General features: G+C 67.9%; 19 protein-coding genes. 11 read left to right on the top strand and 8 right to left on the bottom strand.

Annotation, left to right across the window (positions count from 1 at the left end; translation table 11 throughout):
* The first annotated feature begins 38 nt into the window (after nt 1-38).
* Nucleotides 39-407, top strand: a complete 369-nt coding sequence (locus BUR28_RS08755) for a DUF6152 family protein (RefSeq protein WP_074219773.1) — start codon at nt 39-41, stop codon at nt 405-407.
* Between the two features lie 9 nt (nt 408-416).
* Nucleotides 417-881: a hypothetical protein gene (locus BUR28_RS08750; RefSeq protein WP_083626544.1), complete on the top strand. Its 465-nt coding sequence runs from the start codon at nt 417-419 to the stop codon at nt 879-881.
* On the opposite strand, the gene BUR28_RS08745 is transcribed toward BUR28_RS08750, so the two are convergent.
* Together BUR28_RS08745 and tldD are read right to left on the bottom strand one after the other, a co-directional pair.
* Nucleotides 882-1418, bottom strand: coding sequence for a histidine phosphatase family protein (locus BUR28_RS08745; RefSeq protein ID WP_074219772.1), 537 nt, complete (start codon nt 1416-1418; stop codon nt 882-884).
* Nucleotides 1419-1697: 279 nt separating this feature from the next.
* Nucleotides 1698-3119 carry a metalloprotease TldD gene (gene tldD, locus BUR28_RS08740; RefSeq protein WP_074219771.1) on the bottom strand — a complete coding sequence of 474 codons (1422 nt, stop codon included), beginning with the start codon at nt 3117-3119 and terminating at the stop codon, nt 1698-1700.
* A 339-nt stretch (nt 3120-3458) separates the two neighbouring features.
* On the opposite strand from tldD, the gene thrC reads away from it, so the two are divergent.
* The 5 genes from thrC (at nt 3459) to BUR28_RS08715 (ending at nt 9175) form a co-directional block, all read left to right on the top strand.
* Nucleotides 3459-4850, top strand: a complete 1392-nt coding sequence (gene thrC, locus BUR28_RS08735; RefSeq protein ID WP_074219770.1) for a threonine synthase — start codon at nt 3459-3461, stop codon at nt 4848-4850.
* Nucleotides 4847-6109, top strand: a complete 1263-nt coding sequence (locus tag BUR28_RS08730) for a M16 family metallopeptidase (RefSeq protein WP_074219769.1) — start codon at nt 4847-4849, stop codon at nt 6107-6109. The genes thrC and BUR28_RS08730 overlap by 4 nt, the downstream gene beginning before the upstream one ends.
* A complete protein-coding gene (locus tag BUR28_RS08725) occupies nt 6109-6699 on the top strand; it encodes a GNAT family N-acetyltransferase (RefSeq protein WP_074219768.1) in 591 nt (196 codons plus the stop codon). Before BUR28_RS08730 ends, BUR28_RS08725 begins: the two co-directional genes overlap by 1 nt.
* 177 nt (nt 6700-6876) lie before the next feature.
* The gene (locus BUR28_RS08720) at nt 6877-7710 is read left to right on the top strand and encodes an MBL fold metallo-hydrolase (RefSeq protein ID WP_074219767.1); all 834 of its coding nucleotides are present in this window, start codon (nt 6877-6879) and stop codon (nt 7708-7710) included.
* 49 nt (nt 7711-7759) lie between these two features.
* Nucleotides 7760-9175 carry an FAD-binding oxidoreductase gene (locus BUR28_RS08715; RefSeq protein WP_074219766.1) on the top strand — a complete coding sequence of 472 codons (1416 nt, stop codon included), beginning with the start codon at nt 7760-7762 and terminating at the stop codon, nt 9173-9175.
* A 7-nt stretch (nt 9176-9182) separates the two neighbouring features.
* On the opposite strand, the gene BUR28_RS08710 is transcribed toward BUR28_RS08715, so the two are convergent.
* Entirely contained in the window at nt 9183-9722 is a 540-nt protein-coding gene (locus BUR28_RS08710; protein WP_074219765.1) for an adenine phosphoribosyltransferase, read from the bottom strand.
* A 322-nt stretch (nt 9723-10044) separates the two neighbouring features.
* On the opposite strand from BUR28_RS08710, the gene BUR28_RS20015 reads away from it, so the two are divergent.
* Nucleotides 10045-10209 (top strand): hypothetical protein, encoded by a 165-nt coding sequence (locus tag BUR28_RS20015; protein ID WP_175566922.1) that lies wholly within the window; start codon nt 10045-10047, stop codon nt 10207-10209.
* A 262-nt stretch (nt 10210-10471) separates the two neighbouring features.
* Nucleotides 10472-11587: a peptidoglycan-binding domain-containing protein gene (locus tag BUR28_RS08705; protein WP_083626542.1), complete on the top strand. Its 1116-nt coding sequence runs from the start codon at nt 10472-10474 to the stop codon at nt 11585-11587.
* 337 nt (nt 11588-11924) lie between these two features.
* Here the strand turns inward: BUR28_RS08705 and BUR28_RS08700 are convergent, their stop codons facing one another.
* Nucleotides 11925-12797 carry an S-methyl-5'-thioadenosine phosphorylase gene (locus BUR28_RS08700; protein WP_074219763.1) on the bottom strand — a complete coding sequence of 291 codons (873 nt, stop codon included), beginning with the start codon at nt 12795-12797 and terminating at the stop codon, nt 11925-11927.
* Between the two features lie 87 nt (nt 12798-12884).
* Nucleotides 12885-13490 (bottom strand): flavin reductase family protein, encoded by a 606-nt coding sequence (locus BUR28_RS08695; protein WP_074219762.1) that lies wholly within the window; start codon nt 13488-13490, stop codon nt 12885-12887.
* Between the two features lie 77 nt (nt 13491-13567).
* Between BUR28_RS08695 and BUR28_RS08690 the strand changes: the two genes are divergently transcribed.
* Nucleotides 13568-14083, top strand: coding sequence for a GNAT family N-acetyltransferase (locus tag BUR28_RS08690; RefSeq protein WP_074219761.1), 516 nt, complete (start codon nt 13568-13570; stop codon nt 14081-14083).
* A 118-nt stretch (nt 14084-14201) separates the two neighbouring features.
* Here BUR28_RS08690 and BUR28_RS08685 read toward each other — a convergent pair whose 3' ends face one another.
* Entirely contained in the window at nt 14202-15044 is an 843-nt protein-coding gene (locus BUR28_RS08685) for a fumarylacetoacetate hydrolase family protein (RefSeq protein WP_074219760.1), read from the bottom strand.
* A gap of 232 nt (nt 15045-15276) precedes the next feature.
* Here BUR28_RS08685 and BUR28_RS08680 point away from each other — a divergent pair, with 232 nt between their 5' ends.
* Complete coding sequence (locus BUR28_RS08680; RefSeq protein ID WP_074219759.1) at nt 15277-17100, top strand: M3 family oligoendopeptidase; 1824 nt, start codon at nt 15277-15279, stop codon at nt 17098-17100.
* A 104-nt stretch (nt 17101-17204) separates the two neighbouring features.
* Here BUR28_RS08680 and BUR28_RS18985 read toward each other — a convergent pair whose 3' ends face one another.
* Complete coding sequence (locus BUR28_RS18985) at nt 17205-17519, bottom strand: DUF4389 domain-containing protein (protein WP_175566921.1); 315 nt, start codon at nt 17517-17519, stop codon at nt 17205-17207.
* Between the two features lie 26 nt (nt 17520-17545).
* Nucleotides 17546-18735, bottom strand: a protein-coding gene (locus BUR28_RS08670; RefSeq protein WP_139307446.1) for an IS3 family transposase whose coding sequence is annotated in 2 segments (ribosomal slippage) — nt 17546-18483 and nt 18483-18735 — 1191 coding nt in all. Because the reading frame shifts where the segments join, the coding sequence is not laid out codon by codon here.
* Between the last annotated feature and the right edge of the window lie 96 nt (nt 18736-18831).

Raw genomic sequence — 18831 nt, 5'->3', positions numbered from 1 at the left:
CTCCTCGCGTGTCGGCAACGACGAGAGGAGCCTGGCACATGCGGCATACCCGACGCGCGGTGATCGGCACGGCGCTTGCGCTGGCGCTGTCGGTTCCGGCCCTCGCCCATCACGGCTGGCGCTGGACGAGCGGCGACAACATCGAACTGACCGGCATCATCGTCGAGGCCCGGCTCGGCAATCCCCATGGCGAACTCCGGGTCGAGGCCGGGGACGAGACCTGGACCGTCGAGGTGGGCCAGCCCTGGCGCAACGCGCGGGCCGGTCTTGCGGACGACGATCTTTCGCCCGGTGTCGAGGCGACCTTCGTCGGGGAGCCGGCGTCCGAAATGTCCCGGCGCGTGATGAAGGCCGAGCGTATCCGGATTGGGGGCACGCTCTACGACCTCTATCCCGGACGTGACTGACCGGCCGCGGTGGCGGACGCCTGGAGCCTGCTGGCCACGACCGGACTTGCGGAATGGATGCGGGTCTCGCGCTGGGGCTATGCCGCCGTCAGTGCGTTGCATGTGTTCGGCATCGCGCTTCTGGTGGGGGCCGTCCTGCCGCTCGACCTTCGGCTGCTGGGGCTCTGGCCGAGCGTGCCCCTCGTGCCGCTTGTCCGTGTCCTGAGGCAGGTCGCGGCCACGGGACTTGCCGTGGCGGTGGTCTTTGGCGGGCTGCTGTTTCTCGCGGCGCCGGCGACGTATGCGTCGACAGCGGTTTTCCAGGCCAAGATGCTGCTTGTCCTGCTCGGCACCCTGTCGGCGCTCTGGTTCGGTGTCCGCCGCGACACGGTCACCGCTCCGCGCGCGCTTCGGCGGACCGTCGCCGTGATGTCGCTACTCTGTTGGCTTCCGGCGCTCGCCCTCGGCCGCCTCGTCGCCTTCGTCGCGGAGTGATCAGGGGTCGATGAGGATGCTGCCCAGAACCTCGACCGCCTCACCATCAAGCCGGATCACCAGCACCTCGCCCGAGCGGGTGCCGCGGCCGGTCAGCGCCGAGATATTGACCTGGTGCGAGACCAGCATCGGTCGCCCCTCGGCCGCGGCAAGCAGGTCGCGCGCCGCGCGGGTCTGCGCCTCGCGCCGCGGGAAATCGCCGAAGAAGGAGTTGAGTGCGGGCGTCTCGACGACCGGCCCGAGGCCCAGAAGCTCCGCCGTTTCGCGGCAGCGGCACCACTGGCTGGTCAGCACGCGGTCGAAGGCGATCCCCCGCTCGCGGAACGCCGCGCCGATGGCGCGCGCCTGCGCGCGGCCGCGCGCGTCGAGGTTGCGCTGCGTCGCGCAGTCGTCCAGCTGGAAACCTGCCGGGTCGCCGGTGCCGGGTGCCAGCGCATGCCGCATGATCGCGATCGCGCCGGGCCGGTCGAGCGCGGCCCAGTCATTGGCCGCGGCCAGCGACGGCAGAAGAAACAGGAGCAGGGCGAGGCGGCGCATGGAGGAGAGTTAGCCGGTGGCGGGCGCCGGTCCAGCCCGCCGGAGACTACGATGTCCCAAAAAGTTAGGCCGCGCCCGAGGGCGCGGCCGGATGAAGCGGAACCACGTTGCCAGGAGTCTTCCCGGGTGGGTGGTGCGAGGGGGTGGTAGGAAGAAATGTTCTCCACGTCTCCGCAGTTCCGCTCATCCTTGGAAACAACTTAAACGCGAAGAAGGTTAACAGAAGATGAATGACGGTATATTTTTTCGCCTTTAGCGCGAATTTTTCTGGCGGCCGGATCAGGCCGCCGCGCCGCCCACCGTCAGCCCGCCGATCAGCAGGCTCGGCTGGCCCACGCCGACGGGCACCCACTGGCCGCCCTTGCCGCAATTGCCGATGCCCGGGTCGAGTGCCAGGTCGTTGCCGATGCCGCGAATCCTCTGCAGCGCGGTCGGCCCGTCGCCGATCAGCGTCGCGCCCTTGACGGGCGCGCCGACCTTGCCGTCCTTCACGCGGTAGGCCTCGGTGCAGGAGAAGACGAACTTGCCGTTGGTGATGTCGACCTGCCCGCCGCCGAATCCCACGGCATAGATGCCGTCCTTCAACTCGGAGACCAGCGAGTCGGGCGCCGCGTCGCCGGACAGCATGTAGGTATTGGTCATCCGGGGCATGGGCGGATGCGCGAAACTCTCGCGCCGCCCGTTTCCGGTGGGCGCCACCCCCATCAGGCGGGCGTTCTGCCGGTCCTGCATGAAGCCGACGAGAACGCCGTCCTCGATCAGCACGTTCCGGCCAGAGGGCGTGCCCTCGTCGTCGAAGCTGATCGAGCCGCGGCGGTCCGGGATGGTGCCGTCGTCCAGCACGGTGACGCCGGGCGCGGCGACCTGTCGGCCCATCAGCCCGGCGAAGGCGGAGCTGCCCTTGCGGTTGAAATCGCCTTCCAGCCCGTGGCCCACCGCCTCGTGCAGCAGCACGCCCGGCCAGCCGGGGCCGAGGACGACGTCCATGACACCGGCCGGGGCGGACTCGGCGCGCAGGTTGACCAGCGCGATCCGCAGCGCCTCGCGCGTCGAGGCCTCCCAGTCCGCCCGGTCGATCAGCACGGCCAGCCCGCGCCGCCCGCCGCCGCCATGGCTGCCCGATTCGCGGCGACCGTCCTGTTCGACGATCACCGCCACGTTCAGGCGGCTCATCGGGCGGATATCCGACAGCAGCGTACCGTCGGGGCGCAGGATGAACACCTCCTGCAGCGAGGCGGCAAGGCTCGCCGTGACCTGCATCACGCGCGGGTCAAGCCCGCGGGCGAAGGCGTCGATCTCGCGCAGCGTGTTGAGCTTCACCCCGAACTCCGCGTCGGCCATCGGGTCCGCGTCGGTGTAGAGGCGCTGGTTGGTGGCGGGCGGGCCGTCGGCCAGCGTGCCGCCGCCATCGGCCACCGCCAGACGCGCGGTTTCGGCCGCGCGCTTCAGGGCCGATTCGGAGATCTCGGTGGAATGGGCGTAGCCGGCGGCCTCGCCCCGGACGGCGCGCAGGCCGAACCCTTCGGAGGCGTCGTAGCTCGCGGTGCGCACGCGCCCGTCGTCGAAGCTCAGGACCTCCGACCGGCACCGTTCGAGGAACAGCTCGCCGTCATCGGCCCCGTCGGTCGCCTGCCGCAGGATGCCGAGCGCGCGCTCGCGGTCGATCAGCGTCTCGAAGGGGCGGAAGGACGGCTGGCTCATGGATGTCTCCCTCGGGGATGGGCAGGCGCAGAAAGGCGGCGGAATGTCGCAGCTTTCGCTTGTGCTGCTCCTCTCAATATGTTTCCTTTGGTCCGCGATACAACGGCTTTCCGAGGTTTTCCAAGGGGCCGCGCAGAATGGCGGACAACGCCAGTCAAGGGAACCGGGGAGTGGCGCCCAGGCGCCCGTTCGGGTTCGACTGCCGAGCGATCCCTGTTTTCGTCCGGTGCCGCGCGCTCCCGCGGCCCGGACACTTCCCCCCCCACCGAATGCCTTCTCTCCGGGTGACAGGGCCGCGCCTCTGGCGTATCAGGCGGCAGGCTGAGAGAAGGCAGGCAGATGCGCTATGTGTCCACGCGGGGCAAGGCCCCGATCCTGACATTCGAAGAGGCGATGCTGACCGGGCTCGCGCGCGACGGCGGGCTCTACGTGCCCGAGACCGTGCCGGTGATGGAACCGGCCGAGATCGCGGGGCTGGCGGGGCTGTCTTACGAGGACGCCGCCTTCCGGGTGATGCGCCCCTTCGTCGGCGACGCCTTCTCCGATACCGAGTTCGAGGCGGTGATCGCGCGCGCCTATGAGGGGTTCGGCCATGCCGCCCGCGCGCCGCTGGTCCAGCTCGGGCCGAACCACTTCCTGCTCGAGTTGTTCCACGGGCCGACGCTGGCCTTCAAGGATTTCGCGATGCAGCTGATCGGCCAGCTGTTCCAGCGTGCGCTGGAACGCTCGGGCGAGCGGGTAACGATCGTGGGGGCAACGTCGGGCGACACCGGCTCGGCGGCGATCGAGGCGTTCCGGGGGCTCGACAATGTCGACGTGTTCATCCTGTTTCCCGAGGGGCGGGTCTCGGAGGTACAGCGCCGGCAGATGACGACGCCCGCGGAAGACAACGTGCACGCGCTGGCGCTCAAGGGCGATTTCGACGATTGCCAGGCCGCCGTGAAGGACATGTTCAACGATTTCGACTTCCGCGACCGGGTGGGGCTCGCGGGCGTCAACTCGATCAACTGGGCGCGGGTGCTGGCGCAGGTCGTCTATTACTTCACCGCCGCGGTGAGCCTCGGCGCACCGCACCGCGCCGTGCGCTTCACCGTGCCGACGGGCAATTTCGGCGACATCTTCGCGGGTTACATCGCGAAGCGCATGGGCCTGCCCATCGAGCGGCTGGTGATCGCGACCAACCAGAACGACATCCTGCACCGGGCGCTGACCGGCGGCGCCTACGAGACCCACGGCGTCACCCCGTCGATCAGCCCCTCGATGGACATCCAGGTTTCGTCGAATTTCGAGCGTGCGCTGTTCGAGGCCTACGGCCGCGACGGCGCCGCGGTGGCGCAGCAGATTCAGGCGCTGAAATCCGAGGGCGGGTTCACCATCAGCCAGGGCGCGCTGGAGGCGCTGCGCGAGGTCTTTGCCTCGGGCCGCGCGTCCGAGGAGGAAACGCGCGAGACGATCCGCGCGACCCATCGCGCCACGGGCGAAGTCCTGTGCCCGCACACGGCCGTCGGCGTGAAGGTGGCCGAGGATCAGCCCGGCGCCGCCACGCCGATGATCACGCTGGCCACGGCGCATCCGGCGAAATTCCCCGACGCGGTCGAGGCTGCGACCGGGGCGCGCCCCCCTCTTCCAAAGCGCATGGCGGACCTGTATGAGCGAAACGAACGCGTGACGGTCGTGGACAACGACCTGGGCGCGATCGAGGCACTCATCGAGGAAAGGCGCGGGCTTTGAGCGTAGACCTGCACCGCTTGCCGAACGGCTTCCGTATCGTCACCGAGCGCATGCCCGATGTGCAGTCCGCCGCCATCGGCATCTGGGTCATGGCCGGCGGCCGCGACGAGCGCGCCGACGAGAACGGCATCGCCCATTTCCTGGAACACATGGCCTTCAAGGGCACCGGGAAGCGCACGACCCTGCAGATCGCCGAGGCGATCGAGGATGTGGGCGGCTATATCAACGCCTATACGGGGCGCGAGATGACGGCCTATTACGCCCGCGTGCTGGAGGCCGACGTGCCCCTGGCGCTCGACGTGCTGGCCGATATCCTCCTGAATCCGCGGTTCGAGACCGACGAGATCGAGGTCGAGCGGGGCGTGATCCTGCAGGAGATCGGGCAGGTGCTGGACACGCCCGACGACGTGATCTTCGACTGGCTGCAGGAGGTCTCCTATCCGGGCCAGGCGATCGGGCGCACGCTGCTGGGCCCGGCCGAGCGGGTGCGGCGGTTTTCGCGCGCCGACCTTCTGGCGTTCATCGGGCGGCATTACACGCCGGACCGGATGATCCTGTCGGCGACCGGGGCCGTCAACCACGACGAGATCGTGCGGCTGGCCGAGGGGTTGTTCGGCGGCATGCAGGCCGCCGGGCGCGACGGCCACGAACCCGCCCGGTTCACCGGGGGCGAGCGGCGCGAGGTCAAGCCGCTGGAACAGGCGCATATGGCGCTGGCCTTCGAATGCCCGGGCTACCGCGACCCCGCGATCTACACCGCGCAGGTGTTTTCCACGGCGCTTGGGGGCGGGATGTCCTCGCGGCTGTTCCAGGAACTGCGCGAGAAGCGCGGGCTTTGCTATACCGTGTTCGCCCAGGCCGGCGCCTATGCCGATACCGGGACGATCACGCTTTATGCCGGCACCGGGGCGGACCAGATCGGCGAGATGGCCGACCTGACCATGGCCGAGATGGCGCGCGCCGCCCAGGACCTCACGCCGGCCGAGGTGGCGCGGGCGCGGGTGCAGATGAAGGCCGGGCTGCTGATGGGGCTGGAAAGCCTGTCGAACCGCGCCGAGCGGCTGGCCCGGCTGGTGTCGATCTGGGACCGCGTGCCCGGCGTGGACGAGACGGTGGCCCATATCGACGCGGTGACGACGGGCGACGTGCGCGACTTCGCCGCCCGGCTGGCGGCGACGGGGCGCGCGGCGCTCGCGCTCTACGGGCCGGTGGAGCGGGCGCCGGCGCTGGAGGCGCTGCAGGGCAGGCTCGCGGCCTGATGCTGAGCCTGAGGCGCCGGGTCCGCATCGAGACCGAGCGGATGACCTTGCGCCCGCCCGCCCATTCCGACTTTCGCGACTGGACCGCGCTGCGCGCGGGCAGCGCGGCCTTCCTGACCCCCTGGGAGCCCGCCTGGGCCCAGGATCACCTGACCCGCAAGGCGTTCACCAACCGGGTCTACTGGGCGCAGCGCGCGCTGGGCTCGGGCTCGGCGCTGCCGCTGTTCCTGATCCGCCGCGCCGACGACGTGCTGCTGGGGGCGATCACGCTTGACAACATCCGCCGGGGGCCGTCGCAATCGGGCACGCTAGGCTATTGGATTGGCGAGCCTTTTGCCCGCCAGGGCTACATGCGCGAGGCGATCGAGGCGGTGGTGCACCACGCCTTCACCCTGCGCGATCTCAGCCGGATCGAGGCGGCCTGCCTGCCCGAGAACGCGGCCTCGCGGGGGGTGCTGGAAAAGAGCGGCTTCAAGTACGAGGGCGTGGCGCAGGCCTATCTCCAGATCAACGGGCGCTGGCGCAACCATGTCCTCTACGCCAACCTGCGCAGCGACCGGCGCGGGCGGACGGCGACCGGCACGGGGTAGCGCGCAACACCCGTTGCGGCCCGGAGTCCGGCATCGGAATTGCATCGGAATTCCATCGGACTTTCATCGGACTTTTGTCGGATCCCGCCGGCCGGCGCGTTCACCTTCCCTTGGCATTCCGCGGGCCGTGACCGCGCGCCAGGATGCGCTATCCTTTGGGCGAGGAGGTGCCCGCCCATGATCCGTTCGTGCCTGACGCTTCTCTGCATCCTCGTCGCGCTGCCCGCGCTGGCGCAGGAGCGCCGCCCCAGCCATTGCATCGCCATTGCCGACGCCGACCCGGCGCTGAGCTACGTCCACCGCGCCAGCTTCGGCACGCCGCTGCCGGACGCCTACAGCGTGCGGCTGAACTATGTCGACCACGCGACCTTCGTGATCGAGACCGCGGGCGGGCTGACCGCGGCGACCGACTTCACCGGGTTTCTCGGGACCACCGGGCTGATCCCCGACGTGGTGACCATGAACAACGCGCATCACACCCATTTCACCGCCTTCCCCGACCCGTCGATCCCGTATGTGCTGCAGGGCTGGGCCGACAGCGAGGGCAAGGCGGCCGACCATTACCTCGACCTCGGCGAGATGCTGGTGCGCAACGTGCCCACCGATGTGCGCGGCTACGACCGCAACGTGGTGCGCGAGAACGGCAACTCGATCTTCGTCTTCGAGGTGGCGGGGCTGTGCATCGGGCATCTGGGCCACCTGCATCACGCGCCCGACGACAACCAGTACGCCTCGCTCGGCCGGCTCGACGTGGTGATGGCGCCGGTGGATGGCGGGCTGACGCTGGACCTGCCGACGATGATCGGCGTGCTGGAGCGGCTGAAAAGCTCCATCGTCATCCCGATGCACTGGTTCGGGGACTACTCGCTGGACCGGTTCCTGACCGGGATCGGCGAGGAGTTCGAGGTGCGGCGCCCCGGCGAAAGCCACCTGGAGGTGTCGCTGAAGACCCTGCCCGAGCGGCCCACGGTGATCGTGCTGGAGCCCGCGCATCTGCACGACCCCGAGTGACTTGCACGCGGACGGGGGGCGTGGTTCACCGGGGCCGAAAGGACCGCCCATGCTGAACCCCGTCACCGAAGATGTCGCCGCCGCGCTGCGGGCGCGGCTGCCCGAACAGGCGGTGCGCGACCTCGCGCCCGCCTACCTGGAAGAGCCGCGCGGCCGCTATGCGGGGCAGGGCGGGCTGCTGCTGGCGCCCGGCTCGGCCGGGGAGGTGGCCGCGATCGTGCGCGCCTGTGCCGAGGCGCGGGTGGGGATCGTGCCCTATGGCGGGGGGACCGGCCTCGTCGGGGGGCAGGTGATGCCCGAGGGGCCGGCGCCGGTGATCGTGTCGCTGGAGCGGATGCGGGCGATCCGCGCCGTCTACGCGGACGAGAACGTGCTGGTGGCCGAGGCCGGCGCGATCCTGACCGAGGTGCAGGAGGCCGCCGAGGCGGCCGGGCGGCTGTTCCCGCTGTCGCTGGCCTCGGAAGGCTCGGCGCGGATCGGGGGGCTGTTGGCGACCAATGCGGGCGGGGTCAACGTGCTGCGCTACGGCAATGCGCGCGAGCTGTGCCTCGGGGTGGAGGCGGTGCTGCCCGACGGGTCGATCCTCAACGGGCTGAAGCGGCTGAGGAAGGACAATACCGGATACGACCTGCGCCACCTGCTGATCGGGGCGGAGGGGACGCTGGGGATCATCACCGCCGCCGCGCTGAAGCTGGCGCCGCGTCCCGCGCGGACCGGGGCGGCGCTGATGGTGGTGGAGGGGCCGGAGGCGGCGCTGAAGCTGCTGGCGCTGGCACAGGCGCGGATCGGCGAGGGCGTGTCGGCCTTCGAGTTGATGGCGCGGCAGGGCTTCGACTTCCTGGCCGAGACCATGCCGGAGGTGCGCCTGCCCTGGCCCGTGCCGCCGGACTGGGCGGTGCTGATCGACCTGGGCCTGGGGGCGGGGCAGGACCCGGACGCGGCGCTGGAGGCGCTGTTCGCCGAGGCGGCGGAGGCGGGGCTGGTCAGCGACGGGCTGATCGCGCAGTCCGAGGCGCAGCGGGCGGAGTTCTGGGCGGTGCGCGAAAGCCTGCCGCTGGCGAACCGCAAGATCGGCGCGATCTCGTCGCACGACATCTCGGTGCCGCTGTCCGCGATCCCGGAGTTCATCGCGCAGGGCGGGCCGGCGCTGGCGAAGATCGGGGCGTTCCGCGTCAACTGCTTCGGCCATGTCGGCGACGGCAACCTGCATTACAACGTGTTCCCGGTGCCGGGCGAAAGCCGTGCCGACCACGAGGACAAGCGCGGGGCGATCAAGGCCTGCGTGCACGACCTGGTGCACGCGCTGGGCGGCTCGGTCAGCGCCGAGCACGGGGTGGGGCGGCTGAAGGTCGAGGACCTGGAACGCTATGGCGACCCGGCCAAGCTGGCCGCGATGCGCGCGATCAAGGACGCGCTCGACCCCTTGGGCGTCATGAACCCGGGCGCGGTGCTGCGGGCGCGGTGAGCGCCGGTCAGTGGCCCGAATAGTCGCAGAGCGCGTGCACGTCGATGCCCATCGCCTCCAGCCGCTTGCGGCCGCCGAGGTCGGGCAAATCGACGATGAAGGCGCAGCCGACGATCTCGGCGCCCAGCCGTTCGCACAGCTTGATGCCCGCCGCGGCGGTGCCGCCGGTGGCCAGCAGGTCGTCGACGACCAGCACCTTCTCGCCCGGCGAAAGCGCGTCATCGTGGATCTCGACCACCGCCTCGCCGTATTCGAGCTGGTAGTCCTCGGCGATGGTGGCGGCCGGCAGCTTGCCCTTCTTGCGCACCGGCACGAAGCCCCTGGACAACTGGTGCGCGATCGCGCCGCCCAGGATGAAGCCGCGCGCCTCGAGCCCCACGACCTTGTCGATCCGCTCGCCCGCATAGGGGTGCAGCAGCTGGTCGATCGCCATGCGGAAGCCCCGCGGATCGGCGAACAGGGTCGTCACGTCGCGGAACATGATCCCCTCGTGCGGGAAGTCGACGATCGTGCGGATGTAATCCTTGACGGAGGTGGTCTTCGGCATCGCGGGGCGCCCTCGTTTTCCTTTTGGCTCCCCGTTTGGCCGATTGTGCGGCCGGGTTCAATGCTTCCGATTGCCGCGAGACGGCCCGGCCCGTCAGCCGCGCGACGTGCGGAAGTAGCGGTAATACCTGTCCGAAATCCAGTTCAGATGCGGCTTGCGCCAGTCCATGCGGTCCCGCATGAGGATGGCCTGCGCGGATTGAAGGGTCATGGTCGTTATCCTTTCGTTATCGTTATTGCACCAACGTCCCCGGTTGCGATATGGATGGGGTGTATATACAACGCCTAGGCAAAAAGTCAAGGTTGCGGAGGGTGGCGCCGCCATGGGCAAGAAGAGTGGCAAGAAGGACAGCCAGCTTGTCCTGCGGCTCGACAAGGCCGAGCGCGACGCGTTCGTGGAGCTGTGCAAGGAGCTCGACACCTCGGCCGCCCGCGAGATCCGCGCCTTCATCCGCACGTTCATGAAAGAGCACGGCGACGGCAAATAGGCGGGCCGGTATCGGGCGCTGACGATCCGCCCTCGGCGGGCGATCACGCCCCGGCCGTTGGGCCGCTTCGAGCCCTAAGTTTCGGATGCTGCGCGTTGCACGAATGTCTGCTCTGGACTAAGCTATTTGATAGATTTCTGGTGCATCGGGGAGACGCCCCACAAAGTTTGTGCCAGAAAGGGAGGTCAGACTTGAAAACAATACTGAAAATTGCAATCTCTCCAACTACAATAATCGGATGAACCACCAAGGAAATTGATCTATGCGGGTATTCTGTTTTTTTGTTCTTCTTTTCATCTTCCCGAATGCTTCCGCCGCACAAATAAAGGAGGGAGTTCGTTGCGTGCAAAATCAGCTTACTGAGGCTGGCTATGATCCCGGTGTTAGCGATGGGGAAGTGGGTCCAAATACGCGCAGAGCTCTAGCAGAATTCCAACTCGAGAGCGGGTTGGTCTTTGAACGCACATTTGATGTGAGTCTTGGTAATAGCGTCTGCCGTCGCATCGGACTGATCCAAACTGAGCTACAACAGTTCTGGCCATCACTGGGAAACGACAAGCCGGAAATCGTTTTTTCTGACGCAATAGGTTCGAGCTTTAGAGGGCGCGTACTCGCCTCTACAATGCGAGCCCATATTGGCATAAAGCGGACATTTAGGGTTGATCTTGCTGGACGCGACGTCATCGTAGTTGCCGACAATGAGACAGACTTGAAACGCTTGCTTTCTGAGCATGGGCAGTTACCAATTGTGGACGAGTCCTCTGGTATCGCGGATGCTTGTACATCGCACAGAGGTGTCTCTGGTAGGACCCTGCCGGGCATTATGTATCTGTGTGTAGCAAACGATGCTGGCCTCGTGGCCGAGATTGATCAAGCGTGGATGGACTCTCTAATAGCTCATGAAATGGTTCACCTGATGCAATTCCAATTAGCGGGGGCTGTACTCACGGAACGAGGGCTAGAAGAGCAGCTATTGCATGAAGGTCCTGTGTGGTTGAGCGAGGGAAGCGCGCAAGCCTACGGAAATCAGTTTGCGTTGCGGACACCTGATTGGGATTATCGTATCGTTAACTATCGCCGGTTGGAAAATACTTTTCCCGACCTCACAGCGCTTGAGAAAAGAGATGCTCTCGCCTCGCGAGCGCTAGATGTCTATCGTGCTGGAACAGTTGGTGCTATTGATTTGGTCGATTTGTATGGCTACCCAGCCATTGGGCAGTTCTATGACAGCCTAGGGCACGGTGTCGGTTGGACTGAGGCGTTTGAAGTTGCGTTCGGGTTGTCCCCTGAAACCTTCTACAACCATTATCGAAACGTTAGTCGGTTTGACTCAAACGGCGATCCTATCCATGGGCCGCTGGTAGATCTGACAGAATAGTTCAATTCATCTCAACATTTAAGGCGATGTCTTAGAACCAAACATGAGCCATCCCTTAGGTCACTTTCAGTTCAAGGAGGCGAACCCCATCGCGACATTGCGTCGGTGACTTCGGGCTCAAAGCTGCCGCTTGCGTATCTCCCAAAAGAACCGTTTGTTGAACGGTTCAAACTGAAAGCAGACTCTGGGTTAAATGCGGGCAACGGCAGCTTCGTCCGCCCTGCGGACATCCCAGACGATACCCCTTCGTTGAGGTCCCGCCCACGCGGCGCTGGCGTGCGGCGGGCCGTATGCCGGAACATGCGGCCCGCGTCCCGGCGCCTCGGCCCGGGCGGCGTCAGCCGTTCAGCACGCGTCCCGCCACCGCGTCGAGCTTGGCGATCACATCCGGGTCGCGCTTTTCCGGCGCGGTGATCATCGCGTAGTCCAGCGCCCGGTCGCAGCCCTTCTCGCAGGGCTTGTGCGCGCCCAGAAGGCCGGGCAGGCGGGTGACCATGGCGCGGGCTTTTTCCGCATTGCCCGTCAGCGTCTTGACGATGTCGGAAACCTCGACCGCGTCGTGGTCGGGATGCCAGCAATCGTAGTCGGTGACCATGGCGATGGAGGCGTAGCAAAGCTCGGCCTCGCGGGCGAGCTTGGCCTCGGGCATGTTGGTCATCCCGATCACGTCGCAGCCCCAGTTCTCGCGGTAGAGCCGGGACTCGGCGAGCGTCGAGAATTGCGGCCCCTCCATCGCGAGATAGGTGCCGCCGTCATGCACGGTGATGCCCTCGTCGCGGGTGGCCTGCAGGCAGGCGGCGCCAAGCCGGCCGCAGGTGGGATGCGCCATGCTGACATGGGCGACGCAGCCCTGGCCGAAAAAGCTCTTCTCGCGGGCGAAGGTGCGGTCGATGAACTGGTCCACCACCACGAAATCGCCGGGCGCGAAATCCTCGCGGAACGACCCGCAGGCCGAGACCGAGACGACGTCGGTCGCCCCCAGCCGCTTGAGCGCGTCGATATTGGCGCGGTAGGGCACGGTGGTGGGGCCGTGGACATGGCCGCGGCCGTGGCGCGGCAGGAAGGCCATCTTCACGCCCTCCAGCGTGCCGGTCAGGATCTCGTCGGACGGCGTGCCCCAGGGGCTCTCCACCGCCTGCCACGCCGCGTCCTCCAGCCCGTCGATCTCGTAGACGCCCGAGCCGCCGATCACCGCGATCATCCGTTCCATCTGGTCCGCCCCTCTCGTTGGTTTCGCGAATCCCGCCCCTTTTAAGGGCGCCCGCGCAGAATTGAACCCGCAGCGAAGCCGCAGGGCCTACTCGCCGGGGCGCTTGAGCTCGAACACCTCGCGCACCACCGCGTAGTCGCGGTAGCCCAGGCGCGCGAGCGGCTGGTAGAGCGTGACGTCGAACCGCCCGCCGGCCAGACAGTCGTCGCGCAGGTGAATGCCGGTGACCTCGCCGAACACGGCGAAATTGGCGTCGCCGGACAGGCGCACGATCTGCGTGAGCCGGCATTCGAGGTTCGCGGGGGCGGCGGCGACACGGGGGCAGTCGATGGTCCGGCATGGCGCCTTTTCCAGGCCGGCCCGGGCGAACTCGTCCACCTCGCGCGGGAAGGCGCCCGAGGTGGCGTTCATCGCGTCCTTCAGCGCGAAGGGCACGATGTTGACGCAGAAGACGCCGGTCTCGCGGATGTTGGCGACGCTGTCCTTGGTGCCCTCGCGGTCGGGCTTGGCCGAGGTCGAGGCGAACATCACCTGCGGCGGCACATAGGCCACCGCGTTGAAGAAGGAATAGGGCGCGAGGTTGTCCGCCCCGTCCGCGCCGCGCGTGGCGATCCAGCCGATCGGCCGGGGCGTGACGATGGCGTTGAACGGGTTGTGGGGCAGGCCGTGGCCGTCCTCGGGGCGGTAGAACATGGGAAACCTCGCGCGCGTTTGCCCCCGTCATAGCCGCGTGCTAGGGGCGATCCAAGGACAACCGGGGGGCCGGGTGCGTGATCACCCTCGCTGAGGAAACCGCAGAGGACTGGTGGGAGGTGGAGGCGCTCTACGACCTGTGCTTCGCGCCGGGGCGCACGGCGCTGTCGTCCTACCGCCTGCGCGAGGGCGTGGCCCCCGTGCCCGAACTGTGCCTCACCGCGCGCGACGCGGACGGCACGCTGGCCGCGGCGATCCGGTTCTGGCCGGTGCGGGTGGGCGCGGCCGCGGCGCTGCTGCTCGGGCCCATCGCGGTGCATCCGACGCGCCAGGGCGAGGGGCTGGGCGCGATCCTGATCCAGGACGCGCTGGACCGGGCGCGGGGCCGGGGGGCGGCGCGCGTGATCCTCGTCGGCGACGCGCCCTATTACCGGCGCTTCGGCTTCGAAAGGCTGGAGGGCGTCGAGATGCCCCCGCCGACCAACCCGGAGCGCGTCCTGGGCGTGGCGCTCGTCCCCGGTGCCTGGGACGGGATCGCCGGCCCGGTGCGCCGCACCGCCGCCGAAGACCTCGCGCCGGCCCGCAGCCCCTAGCCGCGCCGCCCGCTTTCTTCTTGGCCCAAATACTCCCGCCGGAGGCGCGCCCGGCGCAGCCGGGCGCCCCGCCCGCGGCCGGAGGCGGGGGGCGCGCAGCCCCGCGCGGGCCGCGGGCTCAGCCCGCGACCACCTCCTGGCGCTGCGCCCCGAGCCCCTCGACGCGCAGGTCCATCACGTCGCCGGGCCGCAGGAACCGTTGCGGCCGCATGCCCATGCCGACGCCCGCGGGCGTGCCCGTGGCGATCAGGTCGCCCGGCACGAGGCGGAAGAACCGGCTCATGTAGCTGATCAGCTCGGCCACGGAAAAGATCATGTCGTCGGTCGAACTGTCCTGCACGCGCGCGCCGTTCAGGTCGAGCGAGAGCGCCAGCGCCTGCGGGTCGGGCACCTCGTCGGCGGTGACCAGCCAGGGGCCCACCGGGCCGAAGCCGGGCGCCGACTTGCCCTTGATCCACTGCCCGCCGCGTTCGATCTGGAAGCTGCGCTCGGAGACGTCGTTGACCACGCAATAGCCCGCGACATGGGCCAGCGCCTCGGCTTCGGTCACCTGCCAGGCGGCGCGGCCGATGACCACGCCGAGCTCCACCTCCCAGTCGGCCTTTTCCGAGCCGGGGGGGATCGGGACCGGGTCGTAGGGGCCCGAGAGCGCCGAGGTCGCCTTGGAGAACAGGATCGGCTCGGCCGGTGGCTTGGCCCCCGTCTCGGCGGCGTGACGCGCGTAGTTCAGCCCGATGCAGTGGAAATTCGGCACCGAGGCGAGGCAGGAGCCGATCCGGGGCGTCTCGGTCAGCACGGGCAGCGCCTCCGGGTCGAGTGCGCGGATCGCGTCGAGCGCCTCGAGCGAGACGCCCTCGCCGGCGAAGGCGCCGGCCTTGAACGAAAGATCGCGCAACCGCCCCTCGGCATCCATCAGGGCCGGTTTCTCCTGCCCCGCCGGGCCCACCATCAAGAGTTTCATCGCTGGCTCCGCGTCTGAGCTCGGTTGCCTTCCGGCCTATACCGGCCCGCCCACGCTGTCGAGCGTGAAGACTGGTGGGGCCGTGCGGGGGCTCTGCCCCCGTCGCCCGTTCCGGGCGACTCCCCCGGGATGCTTCCGGCCAGAAGAAGGCGCGGGGCGCGGATCGCTGCCCTTGCCCGCCCCCGCCCCCCGGCCCTATGTGTTGAAGCGTCGCGACATCAGAGAGGTTCCCATGACGATCGCTCCCCCCGCCCCCGTCTTCGATGCCAATGCCACCGCCGGAGAGGGCCTCGGCAACCTGCCGGAATGGGACCTGACCGACCTTTACGCCGCCCCCGACGCGCCCGAGATCGCGCGCGACATGGACTGGCTGGAGCGCGAATGCGCCGCGTTTGCCGCCGATTACGAGGGCAAGCTGGGCGATCTGGATGCCGGGGGGATGCTGGGCTGCGTGCATCGCTACGAGGCGATCAACCGCGTCTCGGGGCGGATCATGTCCTTTGCCGGGCTGCGCTATTACCAGAACACGGTGGATGCGGGCCGCGCCAAGTTCCTGTCGGACTGCCAGGACCGGATCACCACGCATACCACGCCGCTGGTCTTCTTCACGCTGGAGCTGAACCGGATCGAGAACGGCCGGCTGGAGGCGCTGTTCGAGGCGAATGCCGATCTCGCCCGCTACAAGCCTGTCTTCGACCGGTTGCGCGCGATGCGGCCCTACCAACTGTCGGATGAGCTGGAGAAGTTCCTGCACGACCAGTCGGTGGTCGGCGCCTCGGCCTGGAACAAGCTGTTCGACGAGACCATCGCGGCGCTGGAATTCCACGTCGACGGCGAGATGCTCGGGATCGAGGGCACGCTGAACCTGCTGACCGATCCCGACCGGGCGAAACGCGAGGCGGCGGCGCGCGCGCTGGCCGAGACCTTCGGGGCGAACCTCAAGCTCTTCGCGCGCGTCCACAACACGCTGGCGAAGGAAAAGGAGGTCGAGGACCGCTGGCGCAAGATGCCGACGCCGCAGACCGGCCGGCACCTGGCCAACGACGTCGAGCCCGAGGTGGTCGCGGCGCTGCGCGATGCGGTGGTGGCGGCCTATCCCAAGCTCTCGCACCGCTATTACGCGCTGAAGGCGCGCTGGATGGGGCTCGACAAGCTGCAGGTCTGGGACCGGAACGCGCCGCTGCCCACCGAGGAGCCCAAGACGGTGGACTGGGAGACGGCGAAAGCGACCGTGATGGAGGCCTATTCCGACTTCTCGCCGAAGATGGCCGAGTTGGCCGAGCCGTTTTTCCAGAAGGGCTGGATCGATGCGGGCGTGAAACCGGGCAAGGCGCCGGGCGCCTTCGCGCATCCCACGGTGACGGATGTGCACCCCTATGTCATGCTGAACTACCTCGGAAAACCGCGGGACGTGATGACGCTCGCCCATGAACTGGGCCACGGCGTGCACCAGGTTCTGGCCGCCGACCAGGGCGAGCTCTTGTCCTCGACCCCGCTGACGCTGGCCGAAACCGCCTCCGTCTTCGGCGAGATGCTGACCTTCCGCAAGCTCTTGGCCGCGGCCGACACCCCGGCGCAGAAGAAGACGCTGCTGGCCGGCAAGGTCGAGGACATGATCAACACTGTGGTCCGCCAGATCGCGTTCTACGATTTCGAGTGCAAGCTGCACGCGGCGCGGCGCGGCGGCGAACTGACACCCGAGGACATCAACGGGATCTGGATGAGCGTGCAGGGCGAATCCCTCGGCCCGGTCTTCGAGTTCATGCCGGGCTACGAGACCTTCTGGGCCTATATCCCGCATTTCGTCCACTCGCCCTTCTATGTCTACGCCTACGCGTTCGGCGACGGGCTGGTGAACGCGCTCTACGCGGTCTACGAGGAAAGCGGCGCAGACTTCCAGGACAAGTATTTCGACATGCTCAAGGCCGGGGGCTCCAAGCATCACAAGGAACTGCTTGCGCCCTTCGGACTGGATGCCTCCGACCCGGCGTTCTGGGACAAGGGGCTGTCGATGATCTCGGGGATGATCGACGAGCTCGAAGCGATGGAAGACTGACGGCGGCCGGGGCGCGCTGCCCGCGTCCCGGCCTTCTTCTGGCCCGAAATATCCCGGGGGTCAGGGGGCGGAGCCCCCTGCCGCCAGGGTCCCTGCCGCCATGGTCATTTCCATTCCGACCAGGGGAACGGCTTTTCCTCGCCGGCCACGGCCTGGTAGCGGGCCGTGATCGCCATCCAGTTGCCGAGCTTGGTGCCGAAATCGGTGATGTGCGGGTTCTTCCTGCCCGTGAACAGCAGCCAGCCGAACTGAAGGATCGCGGTCGCCCACAGCAGCGCCTGGGCGATCGAGAACAGCAGCAGCAGAACCAGCATCCAGAGGCCGCGGGTCCAGACCTCGCGGGTGTTGCCGTTCACGGTCTTCTGCCGGCCGCCGGCTTCGGGTTGGTCGTCGCTCGGGGAATCGGTCGTGTCGGTCATGGGGGCGTTGACCTGCCACTGATCTTTCATCCAGCCGCGACCGGAGCCCGGTTGGTGTTTACGCCAAATGGCGCGGGTTGAGCAATCGCCCGACGCGCGGAGCTCTCATCTCGCGCAGCGGGTCGGGCGATTGCGGTGGTCAGGGTCTGCGCGTAGTCAGCCGGGGTCTGATAGCCCAAGGCCGAATGGGGGCGCTCGGTGTTGTAGTCGGCGACCCAGGCGGCGATCAGGTCGCGGGCATGGGCGAGGTTACGAAACAGCGTCTCGTTCAAGAACTCGTCCCGCATCCGGCCGTTGAAGCTCTCGACAAAGCCATTCTGCATCGGCTTGCCCGGCGCGATGTAGTGCCATTCGATCCGGTTCTCGGCGCACCACTTCAGGATCGCGTTCGAGGTCAGTTCCGTCCCGTTGTCCGACACGATCATTCCCGGCTTGCCGCGACGTTCGATCAGCGCCGTCAGCTCCCGCGCGACGCGCCGGCCGGAGATCGACGTGTCCGGGATCGCGGCGAGGCATTCGCGCGTGACGTCATCGACGATGTTCAGCACCCGGAACCGCCGCCCGCACGCGAACTGGTCATGGACGAAATCCAGTGACCAACGGGCATTTGCGCGCGCCTCGACCAGGATCGGGGCGCGGGTGCCGATGGCCTTGCGCCGCGCGCGCCGCTTGCGGACGGTCAGCCCTTCCTCGCGGTAAAGCCGGTAGATACGGTTGATCCCCGAGGGCTCGCCCTCCCGCCGGAGCAGGACGAAGAGCCGCCGGTAGCCGAACCGCCGACGCTCGTTGGCAAGCTCCCGCAATCGGCCGCGCAGTTCCGTGTCGGGTGCGCGTTGCGACCGGTAGCGGATCGTCTTCCGATCCGCGCCGGCAATCTGGCACGCCCGTCGTTCCGACAGCCCGAACCGGGCCTTCAGATGCGCGACCGCCTCGCGCTTCACGACGGGCGTCACCACTTTTTTGAAACCAGCTCGCGCATCGCGGCCAGATCCAGCATCTGCTCCGCCAGCAGCTTCTTCAACTTGGCGTTCTCGTCCTCGAGCGCCTTCAGCCGTTTGGCCTCTGACACCGTCATGCCGCCGTATTTGGCTTTCCAGTTGTAGAACGTCCCCTCCGACATGCCGTGCTTGCGGCACAGATCGGCACACTTCGCCCCGGCCTCATGCTCGGCCAGGATGCCGATAATCTGCTCTTCGCTGTATCTCGTTCGCTTCATTGTCCGTCCCCTCCTTGGGTCGGACTCTAATCGCAGGTGGAGGAAAAATCCCGTGGCAGGTCAGCGTCTCCGCGTTGTGGCCGGAGCACCGGCGCC

The sequence above is a fragment of the Rhodovulum sp. ES.010 genome, from assembly GCF_900142935.1.
Taxonomy (GTDB): domain Bacteria; phylum Pseudomonadota; class Alphaproteobacteria; order Rhodobacterales; family Rhodobacteraceae; genus Rhodovulum.
The sequence above is the reverse complement of the archived record's forward strand: the minus strand, read 5'-3'. Positions and strand labels throughout refer to the sequence as shown.